Raw genomic sequence first — 17203 nt, 5'->3', positions numbered from 1 at the left:
TCGTCCGCGGCCGTCACGCGCCGGGGCTCGCCGCGGGCGGTGACGTGCCCAGCATGTGGCAGACCGCCTCGTCGACGAGGGTCCTGTTCGCGGTCGCGGCCGCCTCCTCCTCCGGCACCCGCTCTCGGAGCCCCCGCAGACACATGCGATCTGGCACCGGCTCATGCACGACGAACTCGGCTTCGGGCGCTACGCCGCGCACGGGGGCGACCTGGGTGCCGGCATCGCCTCCCGGCTCGGCGAGGCTCACCCCGAGGCCGTGGTGGGCATTCACCTGACGGCGATCGCCGGTCCGGTCGCCTAGGACCTTCGGCCCCCGCGACGCCCGGCACGACGTCTCTTCCGTTGGCCGAACAGCCGAATACGGCCCCCGCGATACGGCCCCCTTGATACGGCCCCCTAGGAGCCGCCGTGTGCTTCTCCCGCGACGTCCGCGAAGACCTCCGCCCACGCCGTGCCGTGTCCCGCGCGGCCCGCCCAGGACGCCGTGCCGCGCAGCGCCGGCATGAGGGCGGGCGGGGTTCTCGGGTCGCGCATCAGCGCGTACAGCTCCGGTGAGATGTCTCCCAGGCTCTGGGCGGCGACCTCCACCAGCTGCTTGCCGAAGGCGAGGTCCCGGGTGGCGACGTCGAGGACGGTGTCGGTCAGTGCCGTGCGGTTCTCCAGGCCGACGACGCGCAGGTAGGGCCGCCAGTCGTTGGCGAGGCCGCCGCGCCAGCCGCCCTTGCCCGAGGGGTGGACACGGTGGGTGAAGTCGACGACGCGGTCCAGCAGGCCGCGGGCCGCCCGGGGGTGGCCCGCGTCGGCGAGGCGGCGGCACAGGTGCGGCAGGTGTTCGAACCGGCGCCGCCAGGCGGGCGGGGCGATCTCCCCGTCACCGGGCGGGAGGTAGAGGGGCAGGTCGGCGAAGACCAGGGTCTCCAGGGCGGTGAGGGTTTCGTCGACGGGCCGTGCCGTGAGGTCGTCGAAGTGGGCGTGCAGCGCGATGCGCAGCAGGTAGGCCTCGTTGGCGGCGAGCATGAACTGGCGGGCGTGGTGGTCGTAGGGCGGGCCGGCCGTGTCCCGGGCCTCCCGGCCCCGGTCCTGTACGGCGGTCAGGACCGGGTCCAGCCTGCCGAGCGGGTCCTGGCCCCGCCAGAGCGGGGCGTGCCGGTGCAACTGCGCGCCCGCACGGGTCAGGACACCCTTGTGGACCTCCGCGTTGCGGGTGGCGGTCAGCCGGGTGAGGGTCTCGTCGACGGTGACGGGCAGGAGACCGCCCCCGGTCGCGGCCAGGGTCTCCAGTTTCAGCCCGACCGCCTTGTAGCCGTCGGGCGAGGCCTGGAGGGTCTTGGCGATCGCCAGCACGGTCTCCCGGTGCGCGGGGTCCGCCAGTACGCGCTCCAGCGTCTCGGGTCCGAGCAGGGCCAGCCGTTTGAGACCGCTCAGGTCGCCGCTGTGGGCGGCGTCCTGCTGGAGCGTGCCGAGAAGGCGGTCGGGCCGGTCGGCGGCGCGGCGGCCGAGCGTCTCCCGCAGGCGTACGGCGTAGGCGTCGGTGGCGGGCGGTGCCGTGGTGACGTGGAGGGTGAGGGCGCGCTGGGCGACGGGGTGGCCGCCGGCCGCGGCCGCCACCGTCACCGCGGGGGGCCACGGTGCGCGCAGCCACCGGGTGAGCGTGGCCTCCCGGCAGCGGTCCGGGTCCGGCGGGGCCGGCAGGCAGGCGGCGACGGTCGTGGCCGGCAGGGGCACCTTGTCCGTGTCGAGTGCCTTGACGATGACACCGGTGATGCCGCGTTCGGTGTCGAGCGCGTCGCCGGGCGCCAGGTGGCGCCGGCACCAGTCGCGGGCCGCGGCGACGCCGGTAGATTCCGGCTCCGTCGGCCGGGAGAGCAGGGGCGCCAGCAGGTACTTGGCGACGTGCTCGGCGGATTCGGGGGAGGCCGCGGCACCGGCGAGGAGCGTCAGGAAGCGCTGGACCGGGGTGCGCGGCCGGGTGGTGAGCGCCTCCGCCAGGCCGCGCAGGCGCAGGGCCTCGGCCGGGCCCGGGGCACCGGCGGCCAGTCGTGCGGCCAGGGGGCGGACCACCGCCTCGACGTCCGCGGTGGCGGCCGTGCGCAGGGTCGTCGCCCAGCCGGGAGCGGCCGCGGAGACGACCTTGTCGAGGCTGGCCTGCCACGCCCTCTCCCGCAGTCCGGCGAGGAGTGCGGGCAGGTTCTCGGCATGGCGGCGGTAGCGGCCGGGGTCGTGGGCGGCGAGGTGGGGCAGCGCGTCCAGGGTGTGCGTGAGGACGGGCTTGTTGCGGAAGGCGACGGCCGCCTCCAGCAGGCGGGCGCAGCCGTCCGCGCAGCGGTCGGGTGCGGCGGCGTGCAGGCCCAGCAGGAATACAGTGAGGTCCCGGCCGTGCGGCAGGCAGTGCAGCAGGTCCTCGTCTGCGAAGTCGAACAGGCCGAGTGCGCGGAGGAACGACGTGACCTGTGCGGGCTGCTGGTGGGCGAGGTGGGTGACGGCGACCAGCACCCGGCGGCGGTCCTGGCGGTCCCCGCGGTCCCAGACGGCGCGCAGGGTGCGCGGCCAGGACGTCGGTGCGGGGTGGCTCGTACCGGTGAGGACCGCGATGTAGGAGGAGGTCTGCCAGGGGTCGGCGTGGCGCAGGGTGTCGACGGCGGTGTCCACGGCCGTCTCCGGCGGGTGGCGCAGTCCGGCGTGGACGCGCAGCGCGGTGAGGCGGGTCGCGGCGTGCGGGTCGCGCATCAGCGTCTCCAGCGCCGGGTACCAGCCGGGCGCGCCGTCGCGGTCCGCGATGTGGAGGGCGTGCCGGGCCGCCTCGGCGAGGAGGAGGTCGTCGGGGTTTGCGGTGACGCGGCGGGCGACCGCGTCGAGCCCGCGCGGGGCGGCCCGCAGCGCCTGACCGGCCGCGTGCTCGGCGAACGCCTGGTGGTGGAAGGCGACACGGTCGCCCTCGACGGTGCGCAGCACGCCGCGGCGCAGCAGCACGCCCACGGCCCGGTCGGCCCGGCGGCGCTTCACCGCCAGGTGCGCGGCGAGGACGGTGACGGCGTCGGGGCGGTGGAGTTCCGGCTTGCCCGCGCGCAGCACCGCGAGACCGAGCACCCGTACCGCCTCGGAGAGGTCCCAGCGGGCCTGCTCGCCGGCCGGTTCGTCGCCGACGCCGTGCCGGAGGTCCTCGACGACGCGGGCCTCCCAGTACTCCCGGAACAGGTCGGTGACGTCGATGTTCCTGTCGCGGGGGCCGGCGGGCGCGTACAGGTCGAAGAGCATGCGCAGGGAGAGGGGGTGGCGGATCAGCTGTCCGAGGGGCAGTCCGCGGGCCGCCGCGTGGACGAGGGTCGCCCGCATCCGCTGCGCGAGGGGCGCGGCGGGGCCCGTGCCGTCGGGGCGGCCCGTACCGCGCGGGCCGGGCCGGCCGGGGGCGCGGCAGAAGACCCGCAGGTGGGCCTCGACCGCGTGGTCGAGTTCGGAACCCGGCTCCCACGGGGCTCCCAGGCGGCTGGGGACGGCCGCGGCGGCGCGGCCGTCGTCGTAGCCCTCCAGGTGCTCCTTGGCGAGCAGTGCCTCGACGCCGTCGGCCGGGTCGTGGTCCTCCAGTCTGCGGGCCTCCGCCGACCGGCAGGCCACGGCGACGGCGACGCCCCGTCCGCGGGCGCCCCGGACGACGGCGGCCAGCAGGTCGGCGCCGGCGCCCGTGTCGTCGTGGAGGAGGAGGTCGGCGGTGTCCAGCAGGAGGGCGACGCGTCCGGCGGCCGGTCTCCCGCCGGACACCGCCGCCGCTTTCGCGTCGAGGGCCAGCAGCAGTTCCCGCACCGTCAGGTCGGCCGGCCGCTCCGGCGTGTCGAGCAGGGCGGAGGCGGACACGGCGACGACCGTCCAGCCGTCGCCGCGCAACTCCTCGCGCAGTCCCCACAGCACACAGCTCTTGCCGGTGCCGGGCTCGCCCAGGACGGCGCTGCCCTGCCGGCGGCCGTCGAGCAACTGCCCTTTCAGACCCCGGACGAGCGTGCGGTGGGCGCGGCGCGGTACGTACACGTCCCGCAGGCGGACGGCGGCCCGGCCGGGGTCGTCCATCAGGGGGACGACCGCGTCCCAGGCGCGCACGGTCCTGCGGTCGGCCCTGTCGACCTTGCGGAGGGCTTCGTGCGTGCCGTCCCGGCCGGGGCCGGCGGGTGCCGCCGTCGCCCGGCCGGCCCCGGACGCGGCCCCGGACGCGGCCCCGGACGCGGCCCCGGACGCGGCCCCGGACGCGGCCCCGGACGCGGCCCGGGGGGCGGGCGGACGGGCGGGGAGACGGGCCGGGAGACGGGGGGAAGGTGGTGGCGGCGTCCGCGGGGCCCGTGCCTCCTCGGTCGCGGCGAGAAGCCGTTCGAGCAGCGCGTCGGCGTCCGCGTAGGGCGAGGGGCAGGTGTCCGGGGCGCACCCGACCCGCGCGCGCACGATCCGGAACCAGTCGGCCTTCCACGGGCCGCCCTTGAGCCAGGCGGTCACGGCGGGTCCGCCGACGCCGATCCACTCCGCGACCGTCCTGCCGCGCAGTTGCCGTCCGGTGGCGGGGTCACCGTGGTCGGCGCCCCAGTGCGCGAGGGCCCGCCACAGCCATGCGGCGTGCGGGCGTTCCTCGGGTGCGAACGTGTCCCGCACCCGCGTCCAGTCCGTCCTGCGGCCGCGTCCCGTCGGCACCGGCCGCGGGACCTCCGATTTCTTCACCACTTCCCCCGGTGTGCCGCGCTGAAGAATTCCCCACATGCTGCCAGGTCGTGGCGTGCGCGGACGGCGGTTCGCCGGAGTCGGGGGCGCCGGGCGGGGCGAAGAAAGGGCGGGTCGCGGTCCGCTGGCGGGGCCGGTCGCCGACCGGCCTCCACCGGGCGCCACTTGGGGCGCCCGTCCTGGGGAGACGCACGTGCGGAGTTCCGGCAAGGAGCCGACATGGCACTCGACACGATCCTCGACCTGCTGCGCGAACTGCCTCCCGTTCCGGGGCCGGCCGCTCCCGTGACCGCCGGGCTCATGCTCGCCCGGACGGCGGTGCGGCACCTCTCGCTGGCCTGGCTGACGCGCGGGGCCGGCCCGCGGGAGCGGGCGCTGATCCTGTCCGCTCTGCGGGCCGCGCCCCGGCCGTCCCGGCGGAACCGGGCGCGGGCGCGGCGTCCGGGAGGACGCCCGCCGCGCCGCCGGTGACGCGGCCGGCGGGCGCGGGCAGGGCGCGGGCAGGGCGCGGCCGGCGGGGGCGGGGGCGCCGGGGGCCGCCCGGACAACGGCGCGGGGGACGCGCCGGGGACGCGGGGAGGGCGCCACGAGGGATACGCCGGGGGGCACGCCGGGAACGCGGCGAGGGCGCCACGAGGGATACGCCGGGGGGCACGCCGGGGACGCGGCGAGGGCGCCACGGGGGATACGCCGGGGGCACGGCGGGGACGCGCCGGGGGCGCGGCGGGCCGGAGCTGTCGTCCGTGCCCCCGGCATCCGCGAGGGCCGCGGTACGGCTCAGAGGACGCGGCGCATCCAGCCGTGCCGGTCCTCCGCGCGGCCGTACTGGATGTCCAGGACGTGCCGGCGCAGGGCCACGGTGAGGCTGCCGGGTTCGCCGTCGCCGACGGTGAACCCGTAGCCGTCGCCCTTGAAGCCGACGATGGGGGTGACCACCGCCGCCGTGCCCGCGGCGAACACCTCGGTGACGCTGCCGTCGGCGGCTCCCGACCGGAGTTCGTCCAGCGTGACGGTCCGCTCCTCGGGGGTCAGGCCGAAGTCGGCGGCCAGGGCGAGGACCGTGTCGCGGGTGACGCCCTCCAGGATGGTGCCGAGGGCCGGGGTGACGAGCCGGCCGTCCGAGGTGATCAGGCACAGGTTCATCGTGCCGGACTCCTCCAGGGTGCCCTCGCCCTCGCTGTCCAGGTACATGACCTGGTCGCAGCCGTTCTCCTGTGCCTCGATCTGCGCGGCCAGGCTCGCGGCGTAGTTGCCGCCGCACTTGGCCGCCCCCGTGCCGCCCCGGGCGGAGCGGGTGTAGCGGCTGCTCACCCAGAGGGTGACTCCGGTGACGCCGGAGGCGAAGTACGGGCCCGCCGGGCTCGCGATCACCGAGTAGACCACCTCGGCCGCGGGGCGTACGCCGAGGAACGCCTCGCTCGCGAACATGAACGGGCGCAGGTACAGGCTCTCCTCGCCGTCGGGCACCGGAACCCACGCCTCGTCCACCCGGATCAGCCCCTCCACGCTGGCGAGGAAGTCCTCCTCGGGCAGCTCCGGCAGCGCCATGCGGCGGGCGGAGCGGGCGAAGCGGCGGGCGTTGGCCTCGGGGCGGAACAGCCAGACGCTGCCGTCGGCGTGGCGGTACGCCTTGAGCCCTTCGAAGATCTCCTGCGCGTAGTGCAGCACGGCGGCGCTGGGGTGCAGCGTGTACGGCCGGAGCGGGCCGATCCCGCGGTCGTGCCAGCCCCCGTCCGGCGTCCACACCGCGGTGGCCATGTGGTCGGTGAAGTACCGGCCGAACCCCGGCTCGGCGAGGACCGCCTTGCGCTCGGCCTCCGGGACGGGGTCCGTCGATCGGGACAGGGGGTAGTCAGGGGCCATGGCCAACTCCTCTAGCCGTCACGGGTCGTGTGCCCGGGAGCAGCCGCTCCCGTCGCACCCGGTCCGTCATGCTAGCGGCCGTTAACACCAGGCCATCACCCTCGCGGCGCGGCTCGCGCACACGGGAGCGGGGCCCGTTGTGCACAGCCGGCTCGATCAGCCCCTCGCATCCCTCCAGGGCCGCCTCACCGCCGCGGGAGGGGTCCGCTCACAGCAGGGACAGGTGCCGGGTCAGCTTCGACACCTTGTTCCTCGGGCCGTGCACGATCACGCCGAGGTACTCGAGCTCCTCGGCACCGGTGGCCTTCAGGTCGGTGAGGTAGTCCTCGTAGTCCCGCGCCCTGCGGGCGGTCTCGGTGAGCGCGACCAGGCGGACCTCGTCGGCGGCCCGTGCCCGCTCCAGCAGCGTGGTCAGTTCCTGCGCGGAGGCGGTCAGGACGGGGATGGGGTGGGTGTTGAGTCCGGGGTGGACGCCGCCCGAGGCGTCCTCGCCGTCGCGTCCGACGGAGTCGCCGATCCGGCCGCCGAGGGAGAGGGCGAGCACGGCGGAGGTGTTCGCCGCGTGCGCCGGGGGCAGGTCGTCGCGGAGCACGAGGGCGACTTTCGTTTGCATGGTCTTTCACCTCAGTAGCGGCCGTGTGTCCATCACTTTCCGCGAAGACTAGTCCGATGGACGCCAACTGAGCTGATCGGCCGAACATTTGACTTACGTGCATGCCACAATGGGCCGCATGGACGAACTTGATTCGGCGATCATCCGGCATCTCCAGCTGAACGCCCGGCAGTCCAACCGTGAACTGGCCCGCCAGATCGGAGTGGCCCCGTCCACCTCGCTCGAACGGGTGCGGTCCCTGGAGGAGCGGGGGGTGATCACCGGCTACCGCGCGGAGCTGAACCTCGCCGCGCTGAACCGGCACTACCAGGCGTTCGTCGCCGCGCAGGTCCGGCCGCTCAGCCGCACGGTCATCACCTCCTTCCAGGAGGCGGTCGCCAAGCTGCCGGAGGTGGTGGGCGTCTTCGTCGTCGCCGGCGGCGACGACTTCCTGATCCACATCGCCGTGCAGAACAACGAGGCCCTGCACGCCTTCCTCATGGACCGCCTCAGCCAGCGGCGCGAGGTCGTCGGCTTCCGGACGATCGTGATCTTCCAGCACGCCCCCACACCGCTGCTGTCCGCCCTGCCGGAGGTGAACGCCGCGTCCGCGGCGGCCCCGTCACCGGTCCGCGGAGCGGGGCGCGCGAAGGGCGCCGGCCGCCTCTCCACCGACGCCTGAGAGTCCGTCAGCGGGCGGCGACCAGCCGGGACACCGCCTCCTCCACCAGGTCGCCGCTCTTGCAGAAACTGAACCGCGCGAGCCAGGCGGGGGTGCCGGCGCCCTGGTAGAAGGCGCTCGTCGGCACGGCCACCACCTGGGCGCGCAGCGGGAGTTCCCGGCAGAACAGGGTGCCGTCCTCGTACCCCCAGGGGCGTACGTCGGCCTGGACGAAGTAGCCGCCCTGGCCGGGGACGGCGGGCAGCCCGGCCTTCCGCAGCCCCTCGCACAGCCGGTCGCGGTTCTGCTGCAGCTCGTCGCGGAGCCCGGCCACCCAGTCCAGGCCGGAGGTGAGCATGGCGGCCACGGCCGCCTGGAACGGGGTACCCGACGCGTACGTCAGGTACTGCTTGGCGGAGGCGACCGCCGCCACCAGGGGCGCGGGGCCGCAGGCCCAGCCGATCTTCCAGCCGGTGACGTTGAACGACTTGCCGGCGGAGGAGATGACCAGCGTGCGCTCGCGCATGCCGGGCAGCGAGGCGATGGAGACGTGGCGGACGCCGTCGTAGACCAGGTGCTCGTAGACCTCGTCGGTGACGACCGTCAGGTCGCGCTCCTCGCAGACGGCGGCGATCTGCGCCAGTTCCTCGGGGGTGAAGACCTTGCCGGTGGGGTTGTGCGGGGAGTTGAGCAGCAGCACGCGGGTCCGCGGGCCGACCGCCCGGCGCAGCGCGCCGACGTCGAGGGCGAACCCGTCCGCGGTGACGGCGAGCGGGGCGGCGGTCACGTCGGCGCCGGCCATGCGGGCGGCCGCCGGATAGGAGTCGTAGCAGGGGTCGAAGGTCAGGACGTTGTCGCCGGGATCGCAGAAGGCCAGGAGCGCGGAGGCGACGGCCTCGGTCGCGCCCGTGGTGACCAGCACCTCGTCGTCGGGGCGGTAGCTCACGCCGGTGGTGGTGAACCGGTGGCGGGCCACCGCCTCCTTCAGTTCGGGCAGCCCGGTCGCCGGAGGGTACTGGTTGCGGCCGGCGTCGATCGCGGCCGTCGCGTGGGCGAGGATCTCCGGCGGGCTCGGCAGCTCCGGTACGCCCTGGCCGAGGTTGATCGAGCCGGTCCGCTCGGCGAGCCGGGTCATCTCGGTGAAGATCGACGTCCCGAAGTGGTGGGTGCGTTCCGCTGGGGACCAGCTCACGGCCATGGTGGTGACTCGCTCCTCGCTCTGCCGGGCCGGCTGCGGCCCGGGGTGGGAATAGGGGGTGGCGGACGCCGCGGGCGGGCCGGGCGGGAGGCTGGTGGAAGCGTCCGCCCGGCCCGCCCCGCGGAGCCGGCCCGGCCCGTACGGCGGGTGCCGTCCGGGCGGCCGGGCCACGGGTGTCCCCCGCGACCCTACGGGCTGCCCGGCCCCGGCGTTCGCCGTCCGCCGGCGTCAGCTCAGGGTGACGGGCATGCGGGTGATGCCCTGGATGAAGTTCGAGCGCAGCCGCCGGACCGGTCCGGCCAGGTCGATGCCGAGCTCGGGGTCGGTGACGCGGCGGAAGAGGATGCCCAGTTCGGTCTGGGCCACCATCGCCCCGATGCAGCGGTGGATGCCGACGCCGTAGGACAGGTGGCGGTTCGGGGAGCGGCTGATGTCGAAGACGTCCGGGGCCTCGAACTGCGACGGGTCCCGGTTGGCCGACACGTTCCACAGGGTGACCGAGTCGCCCTCGCGCACCTCGCGGTCGCCGATCCTCAGGTCGCTCGTGGCCACCCGCATCACATAGGCGTTGGTGGAGCTCCAGCGCAGGATCTCGTTGACCGCGCCGTCCATCAGGTCCGGCCGCCGCCGGAGCAGCGCGAGCTGCTCGGGGTGGTCGTGGAGGGCGAGCAGGCCGGTGCAGGCGGTGTACGAGGACGTCTCGTTGCCGCCGACCGCGACGTTCATGCAGTTGTAGAGGATGTCCTCCTCGGGCCAGGGACGGCCGTTGCGCTCGGCCTCGATCAGGAAGCTGACCAGGTCGTCCCCGGGATCGCGGCGCCGCTCGCGGACGATCTCCGCGAAGAACTCGAAGATCTCGGCCTGGATCACGGCGAGCCGCAGCCGTTCGTCGTCGTCGGTGTCGACGTAGACGGGATCGCGGAAGCCGATCATCTTGCGGGTCAGGTCGATCAGTTCGCGGGCCTGGGTGTGGGAGACGCCCATCATGGCCATCACCGCGCCGGCCGGCAGTTCCGGGGCGATGTCGGTGGCGAAGTCGCAGCCGCCGTCGGCCCGTGCGCGGTCCACCGCGGCGTCCACCAGCTCGGTGACCTGGCGGGCGATGCGTCCCAGGATCCGGTGGGTGAAGGCCCGGTGCACCACCTGGCGGATCTGCCGCTGCCGCGGCGGGTCGGAGGCCACCAGCATGCGTCCGGCGGACGGGTCGGCCTGGCTGCGGAAGGAGCCGCCCAGCATGGGGCCGCCCTCGGAGCTGAAGCCCTCGTGGTCGTTGTAGAGGCGCGCGACGTCGTCGTAGCGGGTCACGGCCCAGAAGCCGCCGCCGTCCTCGGTGGTGTGCCAGTGGACGGGGTCGTTCTCCCGGAGCCAGGCCAGCATGTCGTAGTGCCGCTGCGCGACGAAGGCGTCGGGATCGGTCAGATCGATGGTCAGTACGGTACTCATGCGGTCACCGGCTCCTCACGCCTGGTGCGGACGATCCCTGCCAGGGCGCCCAGTTCACTGGTGGTCAGGATCTCCCGCGCGCTGATGTCCACCGCCAGCTCGCGGACCAGCCGTCGCTGCATGCGGAACGCCAGCAGCGAGTTGCCGCCGAGCGCGAAGAAGTCGTCGTGGACGCCGATCTCCTCGACCGCGAGCAGCTCGCTCCACAGTTCCGCCAGGAACTTCTCCGTCTCGTCCCGGGGCGGCACGTGGTCCGCCCGGTGCCGCAGATGGGCGTCGAGCAGCTCGGCGAGGCGCTTGGTGTCCCGCTTGCCGTGGTCGTTGGCGGGGATCTCCGCCACCTTGATCAGCGAGCTCGGGACCATGAAGTCGGGCATCTCCTGCTGCGCGAAGGCGCGCAGTTCCTTCAGGGAGACCTCGTCGTGCGGCACCACCAGGGCGACCAGGTGGCGGTCGGTGCCGGTGCCCGCCGCGAGCACGGCGACCTCCCGCAGCTGCGGGTGGCGGGCGAGGACCCGCTCGACCTCCCGGGGCTCGACCCGGTAGCCGCGGATCTTGACCTGGTCGTCGGCGCGTCCCACGTAGCGCAGCGCGCCGTCGGAGCCGCGCAGGACCAGGTCGCCGGTGGCGTACATGCGGCCGCCCGTGGCGTGCGGGTCGGGCAGGAACCGTTCGGCGGTGAGGCCGGTCCGGCCCAGGTAGCCGCGGGCCACGCCGGCTCCGGTGATGTGCAGCTCGCCGACCGTCCCGTCGGGCACCTCGTCGAGGCCGGCGTCGAGCACCAGCAGTCCGGTGCCGGCCAGTTCCCGGCCGATGGGCACGCTGTCCTCGCCGTCGGCGATGCCGCAGACACGGTGCGCCGAGCAGGCGGTCGTGCCCTCGGTGGGGCCGTAGAGGTTGTGGAACTCGCCCGAGAAGGAGCCGGAGAGCAGCTGGCGGCAGGCCTCCGGCAGGACGACGTCGCCGCCGGTGTGCAGGACCCGGAGTGCGGCGAACGCGTCCCGGTCCTCCTTGACCACGTGGTTGAGCGCCATCGTCGGCACGAGCATCGCCGTGACGCGCCGGCGCCGCAGCTCGCGGCCGATGTCACCGGTGAGCAGGTCCGGCATGGTCGGCAGGACCACGATCTCCGCGCCCCCCGCGAACGCGCACCAGGTCTCGAAGTGGAAGGCGTCGAACGACAGGCTGGAGACGTGCCCGACCCGGTCCCGCTCGGTCAGCGCGGGCAGCTCCGGGTTGGTCGCGAAGTGCACGATGTTGCGGTGCTCCAGCACCACGCCCTTGGGCGTGCCGGACGAGCCCGAGGTGAACAGCAGGCAGGCGGCGTTCCGCCGGTGGACGTCGGGCAGCGGCTCGGCGGGCGGTGTCAGGCCGTCGAGGTCGAACTCCCAGACGTCCGTGCCGGCCGCCGCGGCCCGGGCGCTCTCCGAGGGGTCGGTGACCACCAGCGAGGGGCGGCTCTCGGTCAGCATCAGGTCGCGGCGCGCGTCGGGATAGCGGGTGTCGACCGGTACGTAGGCGGCACCGGCCTTGAGGATGCCGAGCAGGGTGACGAAGACGGGGGTTCCGCGCCGCAGGTGGTAGGCGACGCGGTGCTCGGGGCCGATGCCGCGCTCGCGCAGCAGGGCGGCCACCAGGTCGGATCGCCGGTCCAGTTCCGCGTAGCTCAGGGAGGTGGTGTCGTCGCTGACGGCGGGCCGGTCGGGGTGGCGGCGGGCCGTGTTCCGGAAGAGCTCGACCAGGGTGCCGGGACTGCCGGGCGGCGCGGCGGGCAGGTCGCGCCCGTCGGCGGTGAGGGCGTCCGCGTGGGCGACGCACTCCTCGCGCGTGCCCTCGTGGCCGGTCGGGTACCAGCCGGGGGGCAGCGGCCGGCCGGATGGCCAGATGCTCGGTGTGCCGTCGTCGGCGCGGACCAGGCGGTACAGGTCGGGGGCAGTCACTGCCGTCACAGGTTTCTCCTTGGGAAGAACGATCGGCGGGGCACCCTGGTGATGTGCTCGCGGGCGCCCTACAGGCCGTCGGCCAATCGGCGTTCGGCCTCCGCGAGCACGTCGGTGCTCTTGTTGAAAGCGATGCGGACGTGCCCGGAGTCGGTGGTGTGGTCGCGGAAGAAGCAGCGGCCGGGCACGACGAGGACCCGGCGCCGGGTGGCGAGCCCCCGGACGAAGGTGTCGCAGTCCTCGTCGGTGACGCCGCGGATGTCGGCCATGATGTAGCAGCCCCCCTCCGGCGCCCGGCAGGGCAGCCCGGCGGCGGTGAACAGGCCGACCATGCGGTCCCGCAGGTGTTCCAGTCGCGCGGCGGGCTGCCAGGAGGTGTCCCGGAGCACTCCGGAGGCGGCGACCGCGCGTTGCAGCGGACCGCTGGCGCTGAAGCTGGTGGCGAGGTGCACCGCGCGCAGCCGCTCGGTGATCTGCGGACAGGCGCGCAGGTGCCCGATCCGCCAGCCGCTGAGCGCGTACGCCTTGGACAGGCTGCCGATGACGATGCTGCGGTCGCGCAGGGCCGGCACCTCGGCGGCGGACACGTGCCGTGCGCCGTCGTAGACGAACGGCGCGTACACCTCGTCGGAGATGAGGGTGGCGTTCCACTTCTCGCAGAGCGCGGCGAGTTCCTCCAGCTCGGGCCGGGTGAGGGTGCGGCCGGTGGGGTTGGCCGGGGAGTTGACGATCACGGCGCGGGTGCGCGGTCCGAACGCGGCTTCCAGTTCCCGCGGGTCCCAGCGCCAGTCGGGTGCCTTCAGGCCCACGAAGCGGGGGACGCCGCCGGCCAGGGCGAGCGCGGCCAGGAAGTTCTCGTAGAACGGCTCCAGCAGCACCACCTCGTCGCCGGGGTCGATGGTGGCCAGCGTGGCCACGCTCAGCGCCTCCGAGGCGCCGGTGGTGATGGTCAGTTCGGTGCGCGGATCGGGGCGGCCCGGGAGGGTGTCCGCGATCTGCTCGCGCAGGGAAAGGTTTCCGCTGGTGTCCTCGTACTGGTTGTCGCCGTGCAGCAGTTGCCCGGCGGCGGCCTCTAGGGCGGCCGGCGGCGGCAGGGGGCTGCCGGGCACCCCGCCGGCCAGGTCGAGGGCGCCCAGTTCCGTGCCGAGGTGCAGCAGTTGCGCGAGGGAGCCGGCCGGCAGGGCGCCGACGCGGGCGGCGCCGCGGGGCAGTGTGCCGGCCGGCGCGGGGGCCGCTGTGGTCATGTCGCCTCCTGAGGGGTCCGGCCGCGCGGGACGGCCTCGTCGTCCGGACGGATCGAGGGCAGCCAGGGGGGTCGTGACGTCTCGTACGCGGTGATGGCGTCGGCGTCGCGCAGGGTGACGGCGATGTCGTCGTACCCGTTGAGGAGCAGCCACCGGGTGCGCTCGTCGAGTTCGAAGGGCCAGCTGTCGCCGCCCCCGGCGACGGTGCCGGCGGCGACGTCGACGGTGACCTCCAGGGAGGGGTCCTGTTCCGAGGCGGTCATCAGCGTCTCGACGGCCGTCTGGGGCAGGACGACGGCCAGCAGCCGGTTCTTGAGGGCGTTGCGCCGGAAGATGTCGCCGAACCGGGACGACAGGACCACCACGAATCCCCAGTCGCGCAGCCCCCACACCGCGTGCTCGCGCGAGCTTCCGGTGCCGAAGTCGGGTCCGGCCAGCAGCACGCTGGCGCCCGCCCGCTCGGGGCGTTCGAGGACGAAGCCGGGTTCGGCCCGCCAGCGGTGGAACACGGCGTCCTCGAACCCCGACTTCGTCACCCGCTTGCAGAACTCGGCGGGCATGATCTGGTCGGTGTCGACGTTGCTGCGCCGCAGCGGGACGGTGCGGCCGGTGTGCCGCACCAGCGGACGCAAGAGGTCGGGTGTCGACGTCACGAGAGGTCCTTGGGGGTGGTGAGGCGGCCGGCCACGGCGGTGGCCGCGGCGACGGCGGGCGAGACCAGGTGGACCCGGGAGCGTCCGCCGAGCCGCCCTTCGAAGTTGCGGTTGGAGGTGGTGGCGACCCGTTCCTGTCCGCCGGCGCGGTCGGGGTTGAGGCCGGGGCACATCGAGCACCCCGGCAGCCGCCACTCCGCGCCGGCCGCCTTGAACACCTGGTCGAGCCCTTCCTCCTCGGCCCGCAGGCGCACTTCGGCCGAGCCCGGCACCACGAGCATGCGGGTGCCGTCGGCCAGCCGCCGGCCGCGCAGCACGTCCGCCGCGGTCCGCAGGTCCTCCAGCCGCCCGTTGGTGCACGAGCCGACGAAGACCGCGTCGACGGTCACGTCCCGCAGGGGGGTGCCGGGGGTGAGCCCCATGTACTCCAGGGCCCGGGCCGCCGCCGCCCGCTCCTCCGGGTGCGCGAACTCCTCCGGTGAGGGCACGGTGCCCGAGACCGAGACCGTCTGCCCCGGGTTGGTGCCCCAGGACACCTGCGGGGAGAGCGCCGAGACGTCGAGGGTGACCGTGCGGTCGTAGACCGCTCCGGGGTCCGTCGGCAGGGTCCGCCAGTCGGCGAGCGCGTCCTGCCAGGCCTGGCCGGACGGTGCGTGCGGCAGTCCCTCCAGGTAGGCGAAGGTGGTCTCGTCGGGCGCGAACATCCCGGCCCGGGCGCCGGCCTCGATGCTCATGTTGCACATCGTCATCCGGCCCTCCATGGACAGGGTCCGCAGGGCCTCGCCGCGGTACTCCAGCAGGTGCCCCTGGGCACCTCCGGGACCGATCCGGGCGATGAGGGCGAGGATGAGGTCCTTGGGGGTGACGTCGTCGGGCAGGGTGCCGGTGAACTCCGCCGCCATGGTGCGCGGCCGGGGCAGTGACAGCGTCTGCGTGGCCAGGACGTGCTCGACGTCGCTGGTGCCGATCCCGAACGCCAGCGCGCCGAAGGCGCCGAGGGTGGAGGTGTGGCTGTCGCCGCAGACGGCGGTCATCCCCGGCTCCACCAGGCCCAGTTGCGGGGCGATGACGTGGACGATGCCCTGCCGGGCGTGGCCCATGCGGTAGAGCTGGACGCCGTGCTCGGCGCAGTTGCGGCGCAGGGTCTCCAGTTGCAGCCGGCCCACGGGGTCGTGCAGTTCCTCGGTGTCCGTGGGGACGTTGTGGTCCTCGACCGCGACCGTGAGGTCGGGGCGCCGGATCGTGCGTCCGGTCAGCCGCAGTCCGTCGAAGGCCTGCGGTGAGGTGACCTCGTGCATCAGGTGCAGGTCGATGTAGAGCAGGTCGTCCGTGCCGGCCGGGCTGTCGTCCGGCCGGGCCACGCGGTGCCGATCCCAGATCTTCTCCGCCAGGGTGCGGGGACGCACCACTACACCCCCGTGCTGGTCGCGGGCGCCACGGCGAGCTCGCGCGCGAGCCGTTCGCGGACCACCGAGAGCTCCTCGCAGTCCCCTCCGACGCGTTCCGCGACGTGGGTCCGGTACAGCTCGGTCAGCTTCTCCTCGCTCACCTCCACGCCGAGGTCGTCGAGGAGGTAGCGCAGCACGGAGCGGCCCGAGTGGCGGCCGATGAGGATGGAACGCTGCCGTCCGAAGCGCGCCGGCTCGACGTACTCGTACGTGGCCGGATTGCGCAGCACGCCCTGCTGGTGGACGCCGGCGGCCGTGCCGAAGGCGTAGGTGCCGAAGATCGCCTTGTTCCTCGGCTCCTCCAGCCGGATCACCTTGCGCAGCGCGGCGTACGCCTCGTACAGGCCCTCCGTCGTGACGTCGGTGCGCAGGCCGAGTTCCTCGCTCTTGTAGGCGAGCAGGGCGGCGATCTCCTCGAGCGCGGTGTTGCCGGCCCGTTCGCCGATGCCGCCGAGGGTGGCCTGGACCTCGTCGGCGCCGGCCTGGAGACCGGCGACGGCGTTGGCGAGCGCCAGGCCGAAGTCGTTGTGGCAGTGGGTGGAGATGCGCACCGGGGACGGCGCCCACGCGCGGAAGGCGGCGATGAGTTCGCCGTACTCCTGCGGGGTCAGGCAGCCGGAGGTGTCGCCGATGACGAAACAGTCGGCACCCGCCTCGACGGCGCGGACGGTGATCTCGCGGAGCAGGTCGTGCTCGCCCCGGCTGGCGTCCTCGATGGGCACCGAGACCGAGGTGACGCCGAGGCTGCGGGCGAAGGAGACGGCGTCGACGACCTCGTCGACGGCTTCCTTCCGGGTGATCTGCCGCTTGTGCTCCAGGTGCAGGTCGCTGCCGGTGGCCATGACCTGGACCTCGTGGTTGTCCACCCCGCCGGCCTCGACGGCCGTCTCGATGTCGGCGCGGACCGCCCGGCAGAAGGTGACGAACCTCGCACGGGTCAGGTGCTGGGATATCAGGCGGGTGGCCTGGAACTCGCTGGGCGAGGACGCGGGGAAACCGGTTTCGATGGAATCGACGCCCAGCGCCTCGATACGCAGGGCCAGATCGAGTTTGTCCTCCGGGCGCATGGCGTTCGCGGGCGCCTGCTCGCCGTCCCGGAGCGTGGTGTCGAAAACGGAAACGCGACGTACCGAGGATTCCTGTTGCATTGGCGTCCTTCCATCCGATACCCGACTCGTCCATCCCCTTTCCCCTTACCACTGCGGCGCGCGACGAAAGCGGCGCTGAGCTGGGCCGAGACGGGTGGGAATCAAAATCGACGATGTCGGGTATGCCCGTTGGGAGATGTGCGGCACACACGGAGAGTGATCTCTCGGGAATCGGTCACTTCGAGGCTACCCCACGCCCTTGCGGTGGTCCATCGGATCCCCTGACTGCAAAGCCATGTTCACACTCCGGTCGACGGCTCTTCAAGAACAGCGGCCGGCCCGGGATCGACCGAAGACAATCTCCCGAATGTGAGG

At 74.0% G+C, this 17203-nt stretch carries 14 protein-coding genes; 3 read left to right on the top strand and 11 right to left on the bottom strand.

Annotation, left to right across the window (positions count from 1 at the left end; genetic code table 11):
• Positions 1-13: 13 nt before the first annotated feature.
• On the bottom strand, positions 14-157 hold the full coding sequence (locus tag ACFV9M_RS10810) for a hypothetical protein (RefSeq protein WP_385062882.1): 144 nt from the start codon (positions 155-157) through the stop codon (positions 14-16).
• Positions 158-163: 6 nt separating this feature from the next.
• Here ACFV9M_RS10810 and ACFV9M_RS10805 point away from each other — a divergent pair, with 6 nt between their 5' ends.
• Positions 164-304 (top strand): hypothetical protein, encoded by a 141-nt coding sequence (locus tag ACFV9M_RS10805; RefSeq protein ID WP_385062884.1) that lies wholly within the window; start codon positions 164-166, stop codon positions 302-304.
• A 95-nt stretch (positions 305-399) separates the two neighbouring features.
• Here the strand turns inward: ACFV9M_RS10805 and ACFV9M_RS10800 are convergent, their stop codons facing one another.
• Positions 400-4671: a hypothetical protein gene (locus tag ACFV9M_RS10800; protein ID WP_385102385.1), complete on the bottom strand. Its 4272-nt coding sequence runs from the start codon at positions 4669-4671 to the stop codon at positions 400-402.
• 246 nt (positions 4672-4917) lie between these two features.
• Here ACFV9M_RS10800 and ACFV9M_RS10795 point away from each other — a divergent pair, with 246 nt between their 5' ends.
• A complete protein-coding gene (locus ACFV9M_RS10795) occupies positions 4918-5169 on the top strand; it encodes a hypothetical protein (RefSeq protein WP_385062888.1) in 252 nt (83 codons plus the stop codon).
• Positions 5170-5475: 306 nt separating this feature from the next.
• On the opposite strand, the gene ACFV9M_RS10790 is transcribed toward ACFV9M_RS10795, so the two are convergent.
• Both ACFV9M_RS10790 and ACFV9M_RS10785 read right to left on the bottom strand, forming a co-directional pair.
• Positions 5476-6561 carry a branched-chain amino acid aminotransferase gene (locus ACFV9M_RS10790; RefSeq protein ID WP_385078035.1) on the bottom strand — a complete coding sequence of 362 codons (1086 nt, stop codon included), beginning with the start codon at positions 6559-6561 and terminating at the stop codon, positions 5476-5478.
• 208 nt (positions 6562-6769) lie between these two features.
• Positions 6770-7174, bottom strand: coding sequence for a DUF2000 domain-containing protein (locus ACFV9M_RS10785; protein WP_385078037.1), 405 nt, complete (start codon positions 7172-7174; stop codon positions 6770-6772).
• Between the two features lie 118 nt (positions 7175-7292).
• On the opposite strand from ACFV9M_RS10785, the gene ACFV9M_RS10780 reads away from it, so the two are divergent.
• On the top strand, positions 7293-7835 hold the full coding sequence (locus ACFV9M_RS10780) for an Lrp/AsnC family transcriptional regulator (protein ID WP_385078040.1): 543 nt from the start codon (positions 7293-7295) through the stop codon (positions 7833-7835).
• A 7-nt stretch (positions 7836-7842) separates the two neighbouring features.
• Here ACFV9M_RS10780 and ACFV9M_RS10775 read toward each other — a convergent pair whose 3' ends face one another.
• From ACFV9M_RS10775 to ACFV9M_RS10745, 7 genes are all read right to left on the bottom strand, one after another.
• A complete protein-coding gene (locus ACFV9M_RS10775; protein ID WP_385078043.1) occupies positions 7843-9006 on the bottom strand; it encodes an aminotransferase class I/II-fold pyridoxal phosphate-dependent enzyme in 1164 nt (387 codons plus the stop codon).
• A gap of 234 nt (positions 9007-9240) precedes the next feature.
• Positions 9241-10455 (bottom strand): cytochrome P450, encoded by a 1215-nt coding sequence (locus ACFV9M_RS10770; protein ID WP_385078045.1) that lies wholly within the window; start codon positions 10453-10455, stop codon positions 9241-9243.
• Positions 10452-12404, bottom strand: a complete 1953-nt coding sequence (locus ACFV9M_RS10765; RefSeq protein WP_385078047.1) for an amino acid adenylation domain-containing protein — start codon at positions 12402-12404, stop codon at positions 10452-10454. Before ACFV9M_RS10765 ends, ACFV9M_RS10770 begins: the two co-directional genes overlap by 4 nt.
• 59 nt (positions 12405-12463) lie before the next feature.
• Entirely contained in the window at positions 12464-13639 is a 1176-nt protein-coding gene (locus ACFV9M_RS10760) for a pyridoxal phosphate-dependent aminotransferase (RefSeq protein ID WP_385078048.1), read from the bottom strand.
• Positions 13636-14271, bottom strand: coding sequence for a 3-isopropylmalate dehydratase small subunit (gene leuD, locus ACFV9M_RS10755; RefSeq protein WP_385078072.1), 636 nt, complete (start codon positions 14269-14271; stop codon positions 13636-13638). The genes ACFV9M_RS10760 and leuD overlap by 4 nt, the downstream gene beginning before the upstream one ends.
• Positions 14272-14288: 17 nt before the next feature.
• Positions 14289-15701: a 3-isopropylmalate dehydratase large subunit gene (gene leuC, locus ACFV9M_RS10750; protein WP_385078051.1), complete on the bottom strand. Its 1413-nt coding sequence runs from the start codon at positions 15699-15701 to the stop codon at positions 14289-14291.
• Complete coding sequence (locus tag ACFV9M_RS10745) at positions 15701-16888, bottom strand: LeuA family protein (RefSeq protein ID WP_385078053.1); 1188 nt, start codon at positions 16886-16888, stop codon at positions 15701-15703. Before ACFV9M_RS10745 ends, leuC begins: the two co-directional genes overlap by 1 nt.
• Between the last annotated feature and the right edge of the window lie 315 nt (positions 16889-17203).

Source organism: Streptomyces sp. NPDC059895, assembly GCF_042731035.1.
Taxonomy (GTDB): domain Bacteria; phylum Actinomycetota; class Actinomycetes; order Streptomycetales; family Streptomycetaceae; genus Streptomyces.
The sequence above is the reverse complement of the archived record's forward strand: the minus strand, read 5'-3'. Positions and strand labels throughout refer to the sequence as shown.